Annotated in this window: 21 protein-coding genes and 1 tRNA gene; 15 read left to right on the forward strand and 7 right to left on the reverse strand. The window is 67.5% G+C overall.

The features are described from left to right. The first annotated feature begins 148 nt into the window (after positions 1-148). The 4 genes from ACLB90_RS17055 (at position 149) to ACLB90_RS17070 (ending at position 2,496) form a co-directional block, all read left to right on the forward strand. Positions 149-586: a group III truncated hemoglobin gene (locus tag ACLB90_RS17055; protein WP_411850573.1), complete on the forward strand. Its 438-nt coding sequence runs from the start codon at positions 149-151 to the stop codon at positions 584-586. A gap of 44 nt (positions 587-630) precedes the next feature. Beyond that, positions 631-2,040 (forward strand): oxygen-independent coproporphyrinogen III oxidase, encoded by a 1,410-nt coding sequence (hemN, locus tag ACLB90_RS17060; protein ID WP_411850574.1) that lies wholly within the window; start codon positions 631-633, stop codon positions 2,038-2,040. A 48-nt stretch (positions 2,041-2,088) separates the two neighbouring features. Continuing rightward, a tRNA-Leu gene (locus tag ACLB90_RS17065) sits at positions 2,089-2,175 on the forward strand. 114 nt (positions 2,176-2,289) lie between these two features. Beyond that, complete coding sequence (locus tag ACLB90_RS17070; RefSeq protein WP_411850575.1) at positions 2,290-2,496, forward strand: hypothetical protein; 207 nt, start codon at positions 2,290-2,292, stop codon at positions 2,494-2,496. A 45-nt stretch (positions 2,497-2,541) separates the two neighbouring features. Here the strand turns inward: ACLB90_RS17070 and ACLB90_RS17075 are convergent, their stop codons facing one another. Then, positions 2,542-3,000, reverse strand: coding sequence for an HD domain-containing protein (locus ACLB90_RS17075; RefSeq protein ID WP_411850576.1), 459 nt, complete (start codon positions 2,998-3,000; stop codon positions 2,542-2,544). Positions 3,001-3,104: 104 nt separating this feature from the next. On the opposite strand from ACLB90_RS17075, the gene ACLB90_RS17080 reads away from it, so the two are divergent. The 4 genes from ACLB90_RS17080 (at position 3,105) to ACLB90_RS17095 (ending at position 7,006) form a co-directional block, all read left to right on the forward strand. Beyond that, positions 3,105-4,124 (forward strand): TraB/GumN family protein, encoded by a 1,020-nt coding sequence (locus tag ACLB90_RS17080; protein WP_411850577.1) that lies wholly within the window; start codon positions 3,105-3,107, stop codon positions 4,122-4,124. A 112-nt stretch (positions 4,125-4,236) separates the two neighbouring features. After that, the gene (locus tag ACLB90_RS17085; RefSeq protein ID WP_411850578.1) at positions 4,237-4,692 is read left to right on the forward strand and encodes a BLUF domain-containing protein; all 456 of its coding nucleotides are present in this window, start codon (positions 4,237-4,239) and stop codon (positions 4,690-4,692) included. Positions 4,693-4,915: 223 nt separating this feature from the next. Beyond that, entirely contained in the window at positions 4,916-6,538 is a 1,623-nt protein-coding gene (locus tag ACLB90_RS17090) for an FMN-binding glutamate synthase family protein (protein ID WP_411850579.1), read from the forward strand. Between the two features lie 9 nt (positions 6,539-6,547). Then, complete coding sequence (locus ACLB90_RS17095) at positions 6,548-7,006, forward strand: GNAT family N-acetyltransferase (protein ID WP_411850580.1); 459 nt, start codon at positions 6,548-6,550, stop codon at positions 7,004-7,006. A gap of 19 nt (positions 7,007-7,025) precedes the next feature. Here ACLB90_RS17095 and ACLB90_RS17100 read toward each other — a convergent pair whose 3' ends face one another. Beyond that, a complete protein-coding gene (locus ACLB90_RS17100; protein WP_411850581.1) occupies positions 7,026-8,267 on the reverse strand; it encodes a TIGR03862 family flavoprotein in 1,242 nt (413 codons plus the stop codon). 9 nt (positions 8,268-8,276) lie between these two features. Further along, positions 8,277-8,705: an FKBP-type peptidyl-prolyl cis-trans isomerase gene (locus ACLB90_RS17105; RefSeq protein WP_411850582.1), complete on the reverse strand. Its 429-nt coding sequence runs from the start codon at positions 8,703-8,705 to the stop codon at positions 8,277-8,279. 64 nt (positions 8,706-8,769) lie between these two features. On the opposite strand from ACLB90_RS17105, the gene ACLB90_RS17110 reads away from it, so the two are divergent. From ACLB90_RS17110 to ACLB90_RS17125, 4 genes are all read left to right on the forward strand, one after another. Next, positions 8,770-9,135, forward strand: a complete 366-nt coding sequence (locus ACLB90_RS17110) for a DUF6164 family protein (RefSeq protein ID WP_411850583.1) — start codon at positions 8,770-8,772, stop codon at positions 9,133-9,135. A 46-nt stretch (positions 9,136-9,181) separates the two neighbouring features. Then, on the forward strand, positions 9,182-9,928 hold the full coding sequence (locus tag ACLB90_RS17115) for a sulfurtransferase (RefSeq protein WP_411850584.1): 747 nt from the start codon (positions 9,182-9,184) through the stop codon (positions 9,926-9,928). A gap of 94 nt (positions 9,929-10,022) precedes the next feature. Then, positions 10,023-11,018 carry an LLM class flavin-dependent oxidoreductase gene (locus tag ACLB90_RS17120; protein ID WP_411850585.1) on the forward strand — a complete coding sequence of 332 codons (996 nt, stop codon included), beginning with the start codon at positions 10,023-10,025 and terminating at the stop codon, positions 11,016-11,018. Between the two features lie 93 nt (positions 11,019-11,111). After that, a complete protein-coding gene (locus tag ACLB90_RS17125; RefSeq protein ID WP_136006357.1) occupies positions 11,112-11,612 on the forward strand; it encodes a pyridoxamine 5'-phosphate oxidase family protein in 501 nt (166 codons plus the stop codon). A gap of 51 nt (positions 11,613-11,663) precedes the next feature. Here the strand turns inward: ACLB90_RS17125 and ACLB90_RS17130 are convergent, their stop codons facing one another. Together ACLB90_RS17130 and ACLB90_RS17135 are read right to left on the reverse strand one after the other, a co-directional pair. Beyond that, a complete protein-coding gene (locus tag ACLB90_RS17130) occupies positions 11,664-12,320 on the reverse strand; it encodes an exopolysaccharide biosynthesis protein (protein ID WP_411850586.1) in 657 nt (218 codons plus the stop codon). Next, positions 12,304-13,647 (reverse strand): hemolysin family protein, encoded by a 1,344-nt coding sequence (locus tag ACLB90_RS17135; RefSeq protein ID WP_411850587.1) that lies wholly within the window; start codon positions 13,645-13,647, stop codon positions 12,304-12,306. Before ACLB90_RS17135 ends, ACLB90_RS17130 begins: the two co-directional genes overlap by 17 nt. A 283-nt stretch (positions 13,648-13,930) precedes the next feature. Here ACLB90_RS17135 and ACLB90_RS17140 point away from each other — a divergent pair, with 283 nt between their 5' ends. Together ACLB90_RS17140 and ACLB90_RS17145 are read left to right on the forward strand one after the other, a co-directional pair. Continuing rightward, the gene (locus ACLB90_RS17140; RefSeq protein WP_136006363.1) at positions 13,931-14,557 is read left to right on the forward strand and encodes a DUF47 domain-containing protein; all 627 of its coding nucleotides are present in this window, start codon (positions 13,931-13,933) and stop codon (positions 14,555-14,557) included. Positions 14,558-14,570: 13 nt separating this feature from the next. Beyond that, on the forward strand, positions 14,571-15,692 hold the full coding sequence (locus ACLB90_RS17145; protein ID WP_411850588.1) for an anion permease: 1,122 nt from the start codon (positions 14,571-14,573) through the stop codon (positions 15,690-15,692). Positions 15,693-15,753: 61 nt separating this feature from the next. On the opposite strand, the gene ACLB90_RS17150 is transcribed toward ACLB90_RS17145, so the two are convergent. Further along, positions 15,754-16,305, reverse strand: a complete 552-nt coding sequence (locus ACLB90_RS17150) for a GNAT family N-acetyltransferase (protein ID WP_411850589.1) — start codon at positions 16,303-16,305, stop codon at positions 15,754-15,756. A gap of 134 nt (positions 16,306-16,439) precedes the next feature. Continuing rightward, positions 16,440-18,329: a DNA topoisomerase IV subunit B gene (gene parE, locus ACLB90_RS17155; RefSeq protein WP_411850590.1), complete on the reverse strand. Its 1,890-nt coding sequence runs from the start codon at positions 18,327-18,329 to the stop codon at positions 16,440-16,442. A gap of 159 nt (positions 18,330-18,488) precedes the next feature. Between parE and ACLB90_RS17160 the strand changes: the two genes are divergently transcribed. Next, positions 18,489-18,728: a hypothetical protein gene (locus ACLB90_RS17160; protein ID WP_411850591.1), complete on the forward strand. Its 240-nt coding sequence runs from the start codon at positions 18,489-18,491 to the stop codon at positions 18,726-18,728. Positions 18,729-19,036 lie beyond the last annotated feature (308 nt).

Below are 19,036 nucleotides of genomic sequence, written 5' to 3' on the forward strand. Positions count from 1 at the left end.
GCGCCACCGGAGGTCGGGGACGCCGCTGCGCGCATCCTGCAGGTGCGCTCAGCCTAGGCGGGGTCAGTGCCGGCGACATTGATCCTGATCAAGGCGTCCAGCCCCCTCGACCCCGACCCTGCTTCCCGTCCGCACCTGTTGGCCGCCCATGCTGGATCTGTCCGAAAACCCGTTGCCCGTTGCTGCGCCCGAGCTGTGCAGCGAAGCCGAGGTCACCCGCCTGGTGCAGGACTTCTACGCCCGGGTGCGCGCCGAACCGCGCCTGGCGCCGGTGTTTGCCGCACGCGTGGACGACTGGGACGCGCACCTGGCCCAGCTGGTGGATTTCTGGTCGGCGATGCTGCGCGGCACGCGGCGCTTCAAGGGCGCCCCCATGCCCAAGCACATGGCCATGAAGGAGCTGGACCGCGATCTGTTCGACCGCTGGCTGTGCCTGTTCCGGATCACCACGGCCGAGTGCGGCAATGCGCCCATGCAGCGCCTGGCCGATGACGTGGCCACCCGCATCGCCGATACGTTCTGGCGGCGCTTCCAGATGCTGCATTGGCCGAGCCTGCCGATGCTGGGGCAGCCCCGGCTGGATTGATCTGGCGCAATGCGGCCGGGCCCGGCACGGGGCACGCTGGCGGCATGAACACGACATCGCCCGCCGCTGCCGGCCTTGCCTGGCACTTCGACCCGGAACTGCTGCGCCGCCACGACCGTCCCGGCCCGCGCTACACCTCGTATCCGGCTGCGCCGCATTTCCACGATGGTTTCGACGCCGCCGCGCTGGAAGGGGCCATCGCCGCCAGCAACGCCACGGGGCGCGCGCTGTCGCTGTACGTGCACGTGCCGTACTGCAGCAGCCCGTGTTTCTACTGCGGCTGCAACCGGGTGATCACGCGCGACCGCAGCAGGGGCGAGGCCTACGTCGCCCGCGTGCTGCGCGAGGCCGACCGCATCGCACCGTTGTTCGATCCCGCGCGCGAGGTGATCCAGCTGCACCTTGGCGGCGGCACGCCCAACTTTCTAGATGCGGCGCAGCTGCGCGCGCTGATCGACGGTCTGCGCAGCCGTTTCCGTTTCAGCGCGTCGGCCGCGCGCGATTTCTCGATCGAGCTCGATCCGCGCTTCATCGCGCCGGCGGATATCGCCGTGCTCGCCGAGCTGGGCTTCAACCGGGCCAGCCTGGGCATCCAGGACTTCGACCCGCAGGTGCAGCAGGCGATCAACCGCGAACAGGGCGTGGAACCGACACTGGCGATCCTGCAGGCGTGCCGCGCATACGGGCTGCGGTCGGTCAACGTCGACCTGATCTATGGGCTGCCCCGCCAGACCCTGACCGGCTTCGCACAGACCCTGGAAACCGTGCTGCGCGAGCGCCCCGACCGGCTGGCGGTGTACGGCTATGCGCACCTGCCGCACCTGTTCAAGGCACAGCGGCAGATCGCCGACGCCGACCTGCCGACACCGGAGCAGAAGCTGGCGCTGCTCGGCCTGGCCGTGCAGCGTCTGGGCGATGCCGGTTACCAGTACATCGGCATGGACCACTTCGCGCTGCCCGACGAGGATCTCTCCCGCGCGCAGCGCGCCGGCCAGCTGCACCGCAACTTCATGGGCTACACCACCCACGCCGATACCGACCTGGTCGGATTGGGCGCGAGCGCGATCAGCCACATCGGCCCGCACTACAGCCAGAATCCGCGTGAGCTGCCCGCCTGGGAACAGGCCGTGGATGCCGGGCAGATACCGGTATGGCGCGGCCTGGCGCTGGACGCCGACGATGCGCTGCGCGCCGAACTGATCGGCCAGCTGATGTGCCAGGGCGAGGTGGATGGGCGCGCGGTGGCCGCGCGCCACGGCGTGGATTTCGACACCTACTTCGCCGAGGGCCTGGCCGCGCTGGTGCCCCTGCAGCAGGACGGCCTGGCCGAGCACGACGGCGGCATCGTGCGCGCCACCGGACGCGGCCGGCCGCTGCTGCGGCTGCTCGCGATGTGCTTCGACCGCTATCTGGCCCGGCCCGACCAGCCGGTGCGCTATTCGCGCGCGATCTGAACGGCGCGCATTCCAAATCCGGGCGCGATCAGGCACCCTATGGCCGCGGCCCGGATGGCGAAACTGGTAGACGCATCGGACTTAAAATCCGCCGGGGGCAACTCCATGCCGGTTCGATTCCGGCTCCGGGCACCAGCCACCGAAACTCCGTGCCCGGCACAGCGGGCATCACGCATTTATCTTGTCCGGTCCCTGGCGCGGTGCTACAAGGGAGCGTCACAGTGAAGTGACGACAACGGAGTTCAATCGATGAGGAAGTTGATTGGAAAGGCAGCGGTCGCGCTGGTATTCGCCGTTCTGTTCGTACCCACGCTGCACGCGGACCCGCCGCCGCCGCCGCCCTGCACGGGCAACCCGATCTGCATCGGGGTGGATGGCAATGGCAATCTGGTGGTATGCGGGCCCTCCGGCTCGTGCATTCCACTGGAGACCTCGCAGCCGCCGCTCCAGGACTGATCAAGCGGCATTGCGGTATCAAGGCGCCCGCATCTGCGGGCGTTCTTACGTCGGCCCCTCGCCCAGCGCGTGCAGCGCGTGCGCGTATTTTTCCGTCAGGCGCTGCGCCACCGCGTCGGGCAGGTACACCAGGCGTGCCGGGTCGCGGTTGTCGGCGATGTCGGCCAGCTTGACCTTCAAGGCCAGTGGATTGGCGCGGATGGCCGCGTAGTAGGCGTCGGCCGTGAGGCCATCGCGGCGGGTCAGGCACTGGACCGCGGCCACGATCGGCGCCGGAAAGGCGGCCACCTCCTCGGCGAAGTCCGGGCAATCCTCCACCACATCGTGCAGCCACGCCACGGCTTCAGCATCCGGGTCGCCGTGCACCCGCGCGGCGACGCGGGCCACATGGCCAATATAGGGACGCCCGGCTTTATCGACCTGGTCGGCATGCGCACGGCGGGCAAGCGCGGCGGCACGAAGCGCGATATCGATGACGCATTCTCCTGTAAACCCGAACCCCATTATGCGCGGGGAACGGCAGCGCGCCGCAGAACGCAAACTTTACGCAGTGCCTTCACGGGCGCATTACGCTGCGCGACACACATCATCATCATGGACCGTGAAACATGGCAAAGGCGACACGTGCAGGGATGGCACTGATGGGGGCGCTGCTGGCATGGACGGCTGCGGTGCATGCGCAGTCGCCGCAGTCGCCGCAGTCGCCGCCGCCGGTGGTGGACATGGCGCCGGTGCTGGTCTCCGGCGCGCAGCCCGGTCCCGGGCTGTGGAGGGTGTCGTCGAGCGACGGGCACACGCTGTGGATCCTGGGCACGGTCAGCCCGTTGCCGGCCAAGCTGGAGTGGCGGTCGGACGAGGTCGAAGCTGTCGTCGCCGAGGCGCAGCAGATGTTGACCGCCCCCGGCTGGACGCTGGACGCCGACATTGGCTTCTTCAAGGGCCTGACCCTGTTGCCGTCGGCGATGAAGGCCGCGCGCAGCCCGGACGGGCGTCGCCTGCAGGAGGTGCTGCCGCCCGCGCTGTACGCGCGCTGGGAAGTGCAGAAGAAGCGGTACATCGGCCGCGATGGCGGCATCGAGAAGGATCGTCCACTGGTGGCGGCAGCCGAGCTGTACCGTGAGGCGTTGAAGAAGGTGGGCCTCAAGCAGCGTTCGGCGGTCTCGGAGGTGCTGGACAAGGCGGCCAAGGCGCACGGCCACACACCGGTATCGACGCAGCTGGTGATCCGCATCGAGGACCCGCGCCAGGCGCTCAAGGAAGTGCGCGGCAGCAGCATGGACGACGTGGCGTGCTTCGAGCGCACCCTCGACGTGGTGGAGAACAAGCTGCCGCTCCTGGTCGAGCGCGCGAACGCATGGTCGGTGGGCGACATCGATGCCCTGCAGCGGATGGCCGTACAGAGCCGGTACGGTGCGTGCGTGGACGCGGTGGAGCGCAGCGAGTTTGGCCGCCGCCGCGGCCTCACCGACCTGGACCAGCGCGCGCAGGAGAAATGGCTGGGCCACGCGCGCGATGCCCTGAAGCGCAATACCGTGACGTTTGCGGTGGTGCCGGTGTTTTCCCTGCTCGCACCCGGTGGCTACCTCGACGACCTGCGCCGGCTGGGTTACGAGGTGGAAACTCCCTGAGCGGCTGCGACGGTTTTCTGACGCGCGGGGCGGTCGGGAGTGTCGCATAGGTCATCTATCAACGCATAAACGTTCATGGCATAGTCAGGGAAACTCCTTCGGATACTCCTTCATGCCGCTGTGTGCGATTGCGTACGTAAGTGACGCTGTCGATGGGATTCAAGCTTCCGATATAGATCAGATACTGGCGGCGGCCGGCAGCTTCAATAAGGTCGCCGGGGTGACGGGCGTGCTGATGTTCGATGGCCACCATTTTCTCCAGTACTTCGAAGGTCCGGACGACGGCGTCAATTCGGTTTACCAGCGGGTGCTCAATTCGCGCACCCACCGCAATCTGCGCCAACTGCTGCACGCCCGGATTCCGGCCCGCAACTTCCCGCGGTGGACGATGGCGTCGGCGGCGATCGAACCGGAAGTGCTGGCCAGCATCGCCGACGGCGCGTGGGCGGGGTTTGTGATCGAGCCGCCCGCGGCGGACGGCCGCAGTGTCGGGTTCACCCGCTTGCTGGAGCTGTGGACCGGGGTACATGGCGAACTGGAGCCGGCCGCACTCACGCTGGGGTCGTAACACAATGATCACGGTTGACTGTCTAAGCTTCACCTACCAGCTGTGATCAGTCATGCGGGGTACCACCCTGGGGCTGTCTGAAAGGGTAGTAACCGCAGCTGGACCATTTTGCAGGCCGTCGTCCGTACTCTCCACGGGCGGCGGCCATTGTTTTTTCAGGGCCCGCGCGACGGCGCAGCACGCCGGGGGTAGACTCGAAGACGTTTTTGGTTCGAGGAACGCCATGCACCGGTATCTTGTCTACCTGCTCGCCATCCTGCTTTTCCCGGTCTGCCTGTGGCTCGCCGGCATCTGGCCCGCCTGGTACTGGGGCGTGGGCATCACGGCCGCCGTGGCGGTGCTCGGCACCTGGGACCTGCTGCAGAAGCGCAGCACGCTGCGTCGCAATTATCCGGTGATGGCGCACTTCCGCTACGGGCTGGAATCGATCGGTCCGGAGATCCGCCAGTACTTCGTGCAGAGCGACCTGGAGGACGTGCCGTTCTCGCGCCAGCAGCGGGCGCTGATCTACCAGCGGTCCAAGAACGAAATGGACGTGGTGCCGTTCGGCACGCTGCGCAGCACCTATGCGGTGGACTACGAGTGGATCAACCATTCGCTTGCGCCGACCTCGATCGGCCACCACGACTTCCGCATCCTGATCGGCCCCAACTGCGCCAAGCCGTACTCGGCCAGTGTGTTCAACATCTCGGCGATGAGCTTCGGTTCGCTCTCGGCCAACGCGATCCGCGCACTCAACGAAGGCGCGCGGCGCGGCAGTTTCTACCATGACACCGGTGAGGGCTCGATCTCGCCGTACCACCGGGAAATGGGCGGCGACCTGGTCTGGGAGATCGGCTCGGGCTACTTCGGGTGCCGCGACGAAGCCGGCGGTTTCAGCGAAGAGAAGTTCGTTGCCAACGCCACCCACGATCAGGTCAAGATGATCGAGATCAAGCTGTCGCAGGGCGCCAAGCCCGGCCACGGCGGCGTGTTGCCGGCGGCCAAGGTCAGCGAGGAGATATCGATCACGCGCGGCGTGCCGATGGGCGTGGACTGCGTGTCGCCGTCCCGGCATTCGGCCTTCAATACGCCAGTGGAACTGCTGCAGTTCGTGGGGCGGCTGCGCGAGCTGTCCGGTGGCAAGCCGGTGGGATTCAAGCTGGCCATCGGCCATCCGTGGGAATGGTTCGGTATCGCCAAGGCCATGCAGGAAACCGGCCTGCTGCCGGACTTCATCGTTGTCGATGGTGCCGAAGGCGGCACCGGCGCGGCACCGGCCGAGTTCATCGACCATGTGGGCGTACCGATGCACGAAGCCCTGCTGCTCGTGCACAACACCCTGGTCGGCCTGGACCTGCGCGATCGCATCCGGGTTGGCGCGGCGGGCAAGGTCACCAGCGCCTTCGAGATCGCACGCACCATCGCGCTCGGGGCGGACTGGTGCAATGCCGGTCGCGGTTTCATGTTCGCGCTGGGCTGCATCCAGTCGCTGAGCTGCCACAGCGACAAATGCCCCACCGGCATCGCCACCCAGAACCCGCATCGCTGGCGTCACCTGGACGCGGCCGACAAGGCGTCGCGGGTGCACAACTACCACGAGAACACACTGCGCGCGCTGAGCGACCTGTTGTGCGCGGCGGGCCTGAACGATCCTGCCGAGCTGGGCCCGGAGCACATCCTGCGGCGCGTATCGCCGGTGGAGATCCGCTCGCTGGCGTCGCTGTACCGCTATCTCGCGCCCGGCGAGCTGCTGCGCCAGGTGCCGGACCACGCGGTGTTCCACGATTACTGGGCCGACGCGCGCAGTGATTCCTTCCAGCCGCCCGCGCGCATCCAGGCGTTGCGCGCCAGCAAGTCACGTTGAAGGATGCGCATGCAACTGCGCCGTGGGCGGACCGACGAAGCCGACGTTCTGTGGGCGCTGCGCACACGCTGTGTGCGTGAGCTGTGCAGCACGGCCTATCCACCGGACGTGATCGGGCCGTGGGCGGCGTCGCCTCCGCCGGCGCACTACCGCGCACTGATCGGGCAGGGCGGCTGCATCGTCGCCGAGGATGCGCACGGCGCGCTGCTGGGCTACGGCGTGATCGACCAGGCCGGCAATGAGATCGATGCGCTGTTTGTCGATCCCGACCAGGGCGGTCGGGGCATCGGCATGGCGCTGATGGAGGCACTGGCGGCGCTGGGCGATCCGCTGCGCCCGCTGGTGTTGTCAGCCTCGCTCAACGCCGTGCCGTTCTACCGGCGTGCGGGCTTCCAGGCGCTGCGCGAAGAGGCCTACGCGCATCCCAGCGGTGTAGCGCTGGCCTCGGTGCGCATGCAGCGCGGGTAAGGCCGGCCGCTGGCCGGCATTACGCCAGGTAATCGATCACGCCGCGCCCGGCGCGCAGTCCGCTGGCATAACAGGCGGTCAGCAGGTAGCCGCCGGTAGGGGCTTCCCAATCCAGCATTTCGCCGGCGCAGAAGGTGCCTGGCAGGTCGCGCAGCATCAACTGCGCGTCCAGCGCCTCCAGGCGTACGCCGCCGGCGGTGCTGATCACCTCGGCCAGCGGGCGCGGGCGCAGCGGCGAGAGCGGCAGGCGCTTGAGCGCTGCGGCAATCCGCTCGGGCGGCAACTGCCCTGCATCCTTGCCCAGCACTTCGAACAGCAGCGCCGATTTGACCCCACCCAGGCCGAGCTGGCGGCGCAGGTATTCGCCGAAGCTGCGTCCCTGGCGCGGGCGCAGCAGCTTGTCCAGCACCTGTGCCTCGGTCTGGCCGGGCAGCAGGTCCAGCTGCAGCTGCACCTGCCCATCGCGGGCGAGGGTATCGCGCAGGTCGGCGGCCAGGGCATAGATCAGGCTGCCTTCGATGCCGTTGGCGGTGATCACACACTCGCCCTGCAGGGAGCGCGGCTGGCCGTGCAGGTCGGTCCAGTGCGCCACCACCGGCTTCAACGGGGCACCGGCCTGGCGTTCGCTGAAGTACGCGGTCCAGTCCAGATCGAACCCGCAGTTGGCCGGCTGCAACGGTGCGATGTCGATGCCGCGCGCGGCCATCGGCACCGTCCAGACACCGTCGGAGCCCAGCTGGGGCCAGCTGCCGCCGCCCATCGCCAGCACCACCGCATCGGCCGCCACGGTGTGCGTGCCGTCCGGGGTGTCAAAGCACAGGTCGCCGTGCGCATCCCAGCCCGTCCAGCGGTGCTGCACATGCAGGCGCACGCCCTGTTCCTTGAGCCGCCGCACCCAGCCCCGCAGCAGCGGGGCGGCTTTGCGATCCACCGGGAAAACCCGGCCCGAGCTGCCCACATAGGTCTCCACGCCGAAGCCCAGCGCCCAAGCGCGCAGCGCCTCGGCATCGAAGTCGGCGAGCCAGTCGCCGACTTCGGCCGCGCGCTCGCGGTAGCGCGACACGAACAGGTCGTGCGGATCGGAGTGGGTCAGGTTCAACCCGCCCTTGCCGGCGATCAGGAACTTGCGCCCCGGCGAGCCCTTGGCTTCGTACACGTCCACCTGATGCCCTGCGGCACGCACGGTCTCGGCGGCCATCAGGCCTGCCGGCCCGCCACCGATGATCGCTACCCGTCGCGGGGCGCTGCGTTCAATGCTCATGCGCAACGATCAGCGCGGGGTGACGTCGAGCAGCTCGACATCGAACACCAGCGAGGAGCCCGGGGCGATCGGCCCCGCGCGGCGGGCGCCGTAGCCGTACTCGGCGGGAATCATCAAGGTGCGCTTGCCGCCGACCTTCATGCCGGCAAAGCCTTCGTCCCAGCCCTTGATGACCTCGCCCTTGCCGAGCGTGAAGCTGAAGGGCTCGCCGCGATCGACCGAGCTGTCGAACTTCTCGCCGTGCTTGTCGGCGGTGCGTTCGTCGTAGATCCAGCCGGTGTAGTGCACGCTGATGCGGCTGCCGGGCGTGGCCTCGGCACCGCTGCCGGGCTGGGTATCGATCTTCTGGAACTGCGCGATGCTGCCACCGGGCGGCGGGCCGGGCGGGGTGCAGCCGGCCAGCAGCGACAACATCAACGGGATGAGCAGGCGGCGCATGGCGGCTCCAGGTCAGGAAAACGGGACGCAAGGGTAGCGCATCGCCGGGCGGTATCATGGGGGCATGTCGAAACTGCTGCTCAACCTGCGCCATGTCGCGGACGATGAAATCCAGGACGTGACCGCCCTGCTGGATCAGGCGGGCATTGCCCATTACCGCACCGAACCGAGCCCGTGGGGCATCTCCTGGGGCGGCATCTGGATACGTGACAACGAGGACCATCCGCGCGCCAAGGCCTTGATGGCCGAGTACCAGCAGGCGCGCGGCGAGCGGGTACGCGCCGAGCGCCAGGCGGCCCTGCGCGACGGCAGCGCGGAAACCTTCGCGACCCTGGCCCGTCGGCGCCCGCTGTTCGTGGTGGCGATGCTGCTGGGCATGGCGGCGGCGGCGGCCCTGGTGCTGCTGCCGTTCATGCTGCTGCGAGGCTGAACGCGGGGCGGCGCCACAGCGGGGGAGGGGGCGGTAAAATGGCGGCATGATCGCCAATATCGCCGCTTACCATTTCACCTCCATCGCCGACCCGGATGCGCTGTGCGCGACCCTGCTGGCACGCGCTACCGCCGCGGACCTGCGTGGCACCGTGCTGGTCGCCGGGGAGGGCATCAACCTGTTCCTGGCTGGCCCGGAAGCCGGCATCGACACGTTCTACGCCGCGCTGCGCGACGATCCGCGCTTTGCCGACCTGCGGGTGAAGACCAGCTACAGCCAGATGCAGCCGTTTGCCCGGCTCAAGGCCAAGGTCAAGCCGGAGATCATCAGCTTCCGCATCGACGACGGCCAGCCGCTGGCCTACCCGCGCGCGCCGTCGGTGGACCCGGCCACGGTGCAGCGCTGGCTGCGGCAGGGGCATGACGACGCCGGCAAGCCGGTGGTGATGCTGGACACCCGCAACACCCAGGAGATCGCGTACGGCACCTTCCAGGACGCGCTGGTGCTGCCGATCACCAAATTCACCGATCTGCCCGAGGCGCTGGCGCCGCACCGCGAGGCGCTGCGCGACAGCACCGTGGTGAGCTTCTGCACCGGCGGCATCCGCTGCGAAAAGGCGGCGCTGTGGATGCGCAACGACGGCATGGACAACGTGCTGCAACTCGACGGCGGCATCCTGGGGTACTTCGAGGCCGTGGGCGGGGAAGGCTATGACGGCCGCTGTTTCGTGTTCGATGAACGGGTGGCGCTGGACGCGGACCTGGCCCCGCTGGTCGATACGCCCGCCGTTTAACCGCTGAACGCGAAAATCAGCGTCCCGCTGCCGGGCATGGCGGCGCCGGGAATCGGCCCCATCTGAAGGGGATACCCTTTGATGGAACGTGTCCATGCACCTGTCGATTCTTGATCTGGCCCCGGTCTGCGAAGGCAGCGATACCACGCAGGCCTTCGCCAACATGCTGGACCTGGCCCAGCACGCCGAGGGCTGGGGCTACCACCGCTACTGGCTGGCCGAGCACCACAACATGCCCGGCATCGCCAGCGCTGCCACCGCCGTGCTGATCGGCCACGTCGCCGGCGGCACCCGGCGCATCCGCGTGGGCGCCGGCGGCATCATGCTGCCCAACCATTCACCGCTGCAGGTGGCCGAGCAGTTCGGCACGCTGGCCTCGCTGTACCCGGACCGCATCGACCTCGGCCTGGGGCGCGCCCCAGGGACCGATCAGCCGACCGCTCGCGCACTGCGTCGCTACTTCGACAGCGCCGACCAGTTCCCGCAGGACGTGCGCGAGCTGCTCCACTACTTCCAGCCGGCCCAGCCCGGCCAGGCGGTGCGCGCGGTCCCCGGCGCAGGTATCCCCGTGCCGGTCTGGCTGCTCGGGTCCAGTCTGTTCAGTGCGCGCCTGGCGGCGGCGATGGGGCTGCCGTTCGCCTTCGCCTCGCATTTCGCCCCGGATGCGATGGACGAAGCGCTGGCGGTGTACCGCCGCGAATTCCGCCGTTCCGAGCATCTCGATGCGCCCTATGCGGTGCTGGGCCTGAACGTGGTGGCGGCCGATTCGGAGGCCGAGGCCAAACGCCTGTTCACCACCCAGCAGCAGAGCTTCGTCAACCTGCGTCGCGGCAAGCCGGGCCTGATTCCGCCGCCGATCGACGACATCGAGGCCTTCTGGCAGCCGCACGAAAAACTCGGCGTGGAGAACGCACTCGCGTGCGCGGTAGTGGGTGACCTGGGCCAGGTGCGCGAGGGCATGGCGGCCTTCGTGGCGCGGCACAAGCCGGACGAACTGCTGCTCACCGCCAACATCTACGACCATGCCGCGCGCAAGCGTTCGTTCGGGTTGGCGATGCAGGCGCACCGCGACGGCACCGCTACGTCGTAAGGCGTGCATCCGCGAAGGCGGCGTGACCAGTCGGTTCACGCCGCCGTAGCCGGCGATCCGGTGTGATGGAGTTCCTTTTGCAGGAGTCCTCCCATGCCAGAACACGACCGCCAACAGCACATCCGGCAGCTGGCCGAGATGATCCGCGGCATCGACATCGCCATGTTCACCACCGTCGGTGTCGACGGTCGCCTGTACAGCCGTCCGCTGGGCACCCAGGAAGTCGAGTTCGATGGCGACCTGTGGTTCGCCACTGCGGCCGACAGCCCGAAGGTCGCAGAGATCGCGCTGAATCCGCGGGTCAACGTGGCGTACGCCTCGACCTCGGGCAACACCTATGTGTCGGTGGCCGGTACCGCACGGGTGATCGATGACCGCGCCAAGGCCGAGGAACTGTGGTCGCCGGCCATGAAGCTGTTCTTCCCCGGCGGTCCGGACGACCCGAACCTGCGCCTGATCCACGTCAGCGCCGAATCGGCCGAATACTGGGATGGCCCCGGCGGCCTGTTGGGCAGCGCCCTGAGTTTCGTGTTGTCGGCAATGAACGACGAGCCCGGCGCGTTGTCCGACAACGGCGTGGTCGATCTGCGCTGAGCCCGGCGCGGGGGTCTGACGAGGCAGGTCCCGACCGTTGGTCGGGACACCTCAAAACCATTTGTGGAACAGCTCCACCGTATAGCTCACCAGATGGCCCGAGCTGAAGCCGAAGAACAGCACGGCGGCCACCGCGCCGATCCAGTTGGCCAGCATCAGCGCGCCATCGCGCTCGAGCAGGGCCAGGGCGAACAGCAGCAGCTGGAAGCCGAACAGGTAGTTGGTGAACGGGATCGGCAGCGACAGCAGCACCCCCACCAGGATCAGCAGCAGGCCGGTGAAGGCATGGGCCGGCAGGGGCGACAGCAGGCCCGGCAGGCGCGGCTTGAGCAGCCGGTCCAGGCGGCGCAGCGCGCCATCGATACGCGCCAGGAAGCGGTGCATGGTGCCGCGCTTGGGGCCGCGGTTGGCAATGAAGCCCGGCAGCCACGGCCGCCGCAGCCCGCACAGCATCTGCACCCCGATCAGCAGGATCAGCGGCCCGCTGACCGCGCCGCCAATGCCCGGGATCGGGATGAAGGCCGGCAGGATGGCCACGAACAGGAACACACCGAACGCGCTTTGCTGCAGGTTCTGCAGGATCTGTCCCAGCCGCAGGCGCTCGTCCGGATCGCCGTGGTCGAACATCGCCAGCAGCGTGCGGATGCCCTCGTTGCGATACTCGGGCCGGTCCTGGTCGGGTGGGGTGGGATCAGCCGGTGAGTTCATCGGTCTCTTCTTCGGACAGCGTGCGCAGCAGCAGCTTGTCCACGCGTGCGCCGTCGAGGTCGACGATCTCGATGCGCCAGCCGGCCCAGTCGAAGTACTCGCCCGCATGCGGGATGCGTCCGAAGAAATGGATGCACATGCCGGCCAGGGTGTAGTAATCGCCGTCTTCGGCATCGGGCAGTTCGGCATTGCCCATCAGCTCGCGCAGGTCCTCGATCGACAGTGATCCGTCCACCAGGTACGAGCCGTCCTCGCGGGTCACCACCAGGGCGTCCTCGTCCACGTTCTCCACCGACTGCAGCCGGCCGACCACCGCGCCCATCAGGTCGCTGATGGTCACCAGGCCCTGGATCTCGCCGTACTCGTCCACCACCAGCGCCATCGACTGCTGTTCCTCGCGGAAGATTTCCAGCAGCTTCATCGCATGGGTGGATTCGGAGACGTACAGCGGCTCGCGCAGGTTCTGGAACAGCGAGTGGTCGTCGCGCACCAGGCGCGTCACCAGACTCTTCACCTCGAGCACGCCGACGATGTCCTGGTCGTTGTCGCGGTAAACCGGGTAACGCGAGAACTCGTTCTCGCGCATGGTCGCGATGTTTTTCTCCGGCTCGGCCACGGTGTCCAGCCAGGCGATCCGGTTGCGCGGCGTCATCAGGCTGTCGGCGGTGCGGTCGCCCAGGCGCATCACCCGGTTCATCATGTCGCGCTCGTGCGCGTCGATCACGCCGGCCTCGTGGCTCTCGGCCACCAGCATGCGGATCTCTTCTTCGGTCACGCTCGCGGCTTCGTCCTTGCCCAACCCCAGCAGGCGCAGCACCAGACGGGTGGTATGCGAAAGCAGCCAGACGAAGGGGAAGGCGATGCGGGCCAGGCCGCTCATGGGCAGCGCGACCAGTCCGGCGATGTCCTCCGAACGGGTGATGGCGAGGCGTTTGGGTACCAGTTCGCCGAAGATCAGCGTCAAAAAGGTGATAAGGGCCACGGCAAGGGTCTTGCCGATCACCGCCGACCAGGGCTGCGGTTCGTTGAACAGGGGGAAGTTGGCCGACAGCGCCGGGAACAGGTCCTGCAGGTGCAGGGCAATGGCGCTGCCAATGGCGTCGCCGCCGTACACACCCGTCAGGATGCCGATCAGGGTGATGCCGATCTGCACGGTGGAGAGGAAGCTTTCGGGCTTCTCGGACAGTTCCAGCGCGCGCTGGGCACGCTTGCTGGTGGTGGCCATCTGCTTGAGCCGGCTCTTTCGCGAGGTCATGACCGACATTTCGGACATGGCGAAGAAGCCATTGAGCAGGATCAGGGCCAGGACAATCAGAAGTTCAAACACGGGCGTCGTCCCCGGTTGGTGGCAGGGAGGGCGTGTTCAAGCGATGTCGGCTACCGGGGCGCGGGGGGGCGCAGCGGCGCGGAGGGGGATAAGGGTCGTCGTCCATAGAGTGCACCCGAAGGTGCCCGCGCATCTTAACAAAAGGCCGGGGCAGTGAGGCAAACAGAGTCGTTCAGGCAGGGCCACCCGGGCGTGAAGATCGGGGGGGAGTACCCGCAATGGACATCAAACCGTCATAATTCCGCCCGGTGCCGTCCTTCCTCGACGGCGAATAGGTTTCTCAATGTTCTCTCTGCAGACCATTTTCGGCTCCGGCAAACAGTTCTACACCCTGCTGGACGAGGCTGCGCAGGCCGCCCAGGACAGCGCCAAGGCGCTGCACGCGATGCTGCGCGCGGCCGATCGCCAGCCGGCGCTGGACGCCTTCAAGCTGGCCCGCCTGCGCGAGCGCGCCGCCTCGGACAAGATCAGCCAGGCGCTGGTGGACAGCTTCATGACCCCGATCGAGCGCGAGGACATCGAAGCGCTGGGTTCGGCCCTGTACAAGATCCCCAAGCAGATCGAGAAGTTCGCCGATCGCTACTCGCTGGCCACCACCCACCTGGAGCACATCGACTTCGCGCCGCGCGCGGCGATGCTTGAACAGGCCGCCAGCGTGGTCGTGGAAATGGTCAACGACCTGCGCCACATGAACCTGGACCGGATGACCGCGCTCAACGAGAAGCTGCGCTCGCTGGAGAACGAGGCCGACCGCCTGATGCTCGAGCTGTACCGCGACATCTATTCCGGCCGCCTGGACAATCTGCAGATGTTCCTGCTCAAGGAGTTCTTCGAGATCCTGGAAAAAGCCATCGACCGTTGCCGCGAGGCCGGTGTCGTGGCGTACCAGATCGTGCTGAAGAACAGCTGACGGACGCCACAGCATGCTGACCCTTGTCCTGGTGGTGATCCTGGCCGCGCTCGTCTTCGAGTTCATCAACGGCTTCCACGACACCGCCAACTCCATCGCCACCGTGGTGGCGACCAAAGTGCTCTCGCCCGGCTGGGCGGTGATGCTCGCGGCGTTCATGAACCTCATCGGCGCCCTGACCGGCACCGCCGTGGCGCTGACCATCGCCTCGGGCCTGCTCAACACCAACGTGGTCGATGTGACGCCGCAGGTGATCCTGTGCGCCCTGCTGGGCGGCATCATCTGGAACCTGATCACTTGGTGGAAGGGCCTGCCGTCGTCGTCGTCGCATGCGCTGATCGGCGGCCTGTGCGGTGCCGGCCTGGCCGCCGCCCACAACAACTGGGATGCGCTGATCTGGTCTGAACGGATCGGCACCTGGGCCCAGAACAAGGGCCTGCTGTGGAAGGTGTTCCTGCCGATGATCACCTCGCCGATCGCCGGCTTCCTGCTCGGCATCGTGGTGATGCTGCTGCTGTGGGCGATCATCGCCGGCATGGCCAAGGCCGGCGGCTGGCTGGGTCGCATGGCGCGTCCGCGCATCGTCAATGCCTTCTTCGGCAAGGCGCAGATCGTGTCGGCGGCGTACATGGGCTTCGCCCACGGCCACAACGACGCGCAGAAGACGATGGGCATCATCGCCATGACCCTGATCGGTGCCGAGGCGACCGGTGCGCTGAACGACCTGCCGTCCTGGCTGGCCTTCATGCACCCGGACGCGCACGCCGGTGACGGCATCGCGATGTGGATCGTGCTGACCTGTGCGGTGGTGATGGCCGCCGGTACCGCGTCGGGTGGCTGGAAGATCATCAAGACCCTGGGTCACAAGATGGTCAAGCTGCATCCGATCCACGGCTTCGCCGCGGAAACCAGCTCGGCCACCATCCTGACCCTGGCCGCGCATTTCGGCATGCCGGTCTCGACCACGCACAGCATTTCCACCGCGATCATGGGCGTGGGTTACGCCAAGAACCCGCGTTCGCTGCGTTTTGGCGTGATCGAGCGCATCGTCTGGGCCTGGATCCTGACCATTCCGGCGGCAGGCGGCTGTGCCTACCTGATCCTGAAACTGTTCGAGCTGGCCGGCTGGGCGTAAGCGCCGGGCCCTGCCTGACTGGAAGAAAAAGCCCGCCAACCGGCGGGCTTTTTCGTTTGGCTCAGCCCGCGCGGTCGCGGGCCAGCAGACCGTACAGCGCCGAATCGGACAGTTCGCCTGCGATGCACCAGCGTTCGCGCAGCAGGCCCTCGCGCTGGAACCCGAGCCGCTCCAGCACCGTCGCCGATGAGGCGTTGCGCGGGTCGATTTCCGCTTCCAGCCGGCGCAGGCCGCGTTCGTCGAGCAGGTAGGTCGCCAACCGCGCCAGTGCCTCGCGCATGTAGCCCTTGCCCTGCGCGTGCGGCGCGAGGTTGTAGCCGATCTCGGCACGGCCGGAGTCCGCGTCGATGGCGAACACCACGCAGATGCCCAGCAGCGGCCCTTGCGCGCTGTCGCGGATGGCCAGTTTGAGCTGGACGCCGGTCACCATCGCCGCCAGGTCGTCGGCGATCTGCGCATGTGCCTGGGCGATATCCGTCCACGGCGCGTGGTTCCAGTAACGCATCACGTCGGGATCGGACTGGATCGCGAACAGGGCGGGGGCGTCGTCCGCGCGGATTGGGCTCAATACCAGGCGGGCGCTGTCCAGGCGCAAGGTCGAATCGAAATGCATGCGGGCTCCACCACACGAGGGACCGCCACGCTACCCGATCCGCTGGCGCGCAGGATGAAGGGGCGATGTCCGTGCCCGGCCCACAACGAAACAGCCCGCCGGAGGGCGGGCTGTTTCGCGGCAACACGGTCGGATCAGGCGTCCAGCGAGGCCAGGTCGCCCTTGTTCTCCAGCCACTGCTTGCGGTCGCCGGCGCGCTTCTTGGCCAGCAGCATGTCCATCAGCGAGTGGGTCTGCTCGCCATCGTCGATGGTCAGCTGCACCAGCCGGCGCGTGTCGGGGTGGATGGTGGACTCGCGCAGCTGCTGCGGGTTCATTTCGCCCAGGCCCTTGAAGCGGGTCACGCTGACCTGGCCCTTGATCTTCTCGCGCTCGATCTTGTCCAGCAGGGTGCGCTTTTCTTCCTCGTCCAGCGCGTAGAACACCTGCTTGCCCACGTCCACGCGGAACAGCGGCGGCATCGCCACGAACACATGGCCGGCATCGACCAGGGCCGGGAAATGCTTGAGGAACAGCGCGGTGAGCAGGGTGGCGATGTGCAGGCCGTCGGAGTCGGCATCGGCCAGCACCACCACCTTGCCGTAGCGCAGGCCGCTGATGTCGTCCTTGCCCGGGTCGCAGCCGATGGCGATGGCCAGGTTGTGCACTTCCTCGGAGGCCAGCACGCTGCCGGAGGAGACTTCCCAGGTGTTCAGGATCTTGCCGCGCAGCGGCATGATCGCCTGGAAATCCTTGTCGCGGGCCTGCTTGGCGCTGCCGCCTGCCGAGTCGCCTTCGACCAGGAACAGCTCGGTGCGCGACAGGTCCTGGCTGATGCAGTCGGCCAGCTTGCCGGGCAGGGCAGGGCCCTGGGTGACCTTCTTGCGGGTCACCAGCTTTTCGGTCTTCAGGCGCGCGCTGGCGCGCTCGATGGCCAGCTGGGCGATCTGCTCGCCCAGTGCGACGTTCTGGTTCAACAGCAGGCTGAAGGCGTCATGCGCGGCGCCTTCGACGAAGCCGGCGGCCTGGCGCGAGGACAGGCGTTCCTTGGTCTGGCCGCTGAACTGCGGGTCGGTCATCTTCAACGACAGCACGAACGACACCCGGTCCCAGACGTCTTCCGGGGCCAGCTTGACGCCACGCGGCAGCAGGTTGCGGAAGTCGCAGAACTCGCGCAGCGCCTCGGTCAGGCCGGTACGCAGGCCATTGGCATGGGTGCCGTGCTGGGCGGTGGGAATCAGGTTGACGTAGCTTTCCTGGACCAGCTCGCCTTCCGGCAGCCAGGCCACGGCCCAGTCCACCACCTCGGTATCCTTCTTCAACTGGCCCACGAACAGCTCGGCCGGCAGCATCTCGCGCTCGCCCAGCTCGGCCCTGAGGTAGTCGCTCAGGCCATCCTCGTAATACCAGGTGTCCTGCTCGTCGGTGGCCTCGTCGCGCAGCTTGACGGTCAGGCCGGGGCACAGCACCGCCTTGGCGCGCAGCAGGTGGCGCAGGGCGCGCAGGTTGTACTTGGGCGTGTCGAAGTACTTCGGGTCGGCCCAGAAGCGCACGCGGGTACCGGTGTTCTTCCTGCCGACGCTGCCGACCACTTCCAGCGGGGTGGCGCGGTCGCCATTGCGGAAGGTGATGCGGTGTTCGCTGCCATCGCGCTTGATGTGCACTTCCACCAGGGTGGACAACGCGTTGACCACGCTGACGCCGACGCCATGCAGGCCGCCGGAGAAGGTGTAGTTCTTGTTGTTGAACTTGCCGCCGGCATGCAGCCGGGTCAGGATCAGTTCGACGCCGGGGATCTTCTCCTCCGGGTGGATGTCCACCGGCATGCCGCGGCCGTCATCGCTGACCTCGCAGCTGCCGTCCTTGAACAGGGTGACCTCGACCGTGCGGGCATGGCCAGCCAGCGCCTCGTCCACGGCGTTGTCGATGACTTCCTGCGCCAGGTGGTTCGGGCGCGCGGTGTCGGTATACATGCCTGGGCGGCGCTTGACCGGGTCCAGGCCGGACAGGACTTCAATATCGGCGGCGTTATAGCGGGCGTTCATCTGTCTTCATAAAGCGCAAAGCGACGGCGAAGTTTGCGGTCTGGGCAGCTTTTTTGCACGCCACACGTTCAGGGGGCGGCCGACCGGGGCGCGATAGACTGTGCAGGCTGGAACCGGACCCCGGTCCCCGCACCCAAGCCGATATCGCGAGGAGCACCCATGAAGAAGTTGCTGACCATCGTTGCCATTGCCGCTGCCGTCGTGGCCGTGCCGCTGGCGCTGGCCCAGAACGCCGGACAGGGCCAGCCCGCGCCGCAGCAGGGCGAGCAGGCCGACAAGGCGCAGTCCGAGGCCGAGGCCAAGGCCAAGCGCCGGGCCGCCGCCACTGCCGAAATGAAGGCCAAGGGCGACCAGGCCCCGCAGAAGGAAGAGGAAGAGGAAGCGAAGAAGAAGCGCTGACCTCTTCCTGGCCGACAAAGGCGCCCCGGCACTGCCGGGGCGTCTTTTTTTTGTGAAGGCCGCCAACCAGCCCTTGGGCTGGAGGCCTTCAATCTGTAAACTATGGCTTTCCGGGAGCAGTGCGTGTCATCCATCAGCGAATGGACTGGCCTGATCGTGCGCGATCGCCAGCAGGGTAGGCAGGAGGTGACGGTCCGCACGGCGACCGGCACGGCCCCCCCGACCTCGCCGACCGGCCCCCGCACCGCTCTCCCGATCCAGCCCCCGGCGCGTGAATCTTCCGCAGCCAGCGGCCGGACCTCCCCCGA

The organism is Stenotrophomonas sp. LGBM10, assembly GCF_046736075.1.
In the GTDB taxonomy this organism is placed as follows: Bacteria; Pseudomonadota; Gammaproteobacteria; order Xanthomonadales; family Xanthomonadaceae; genus Stenotrophomonas.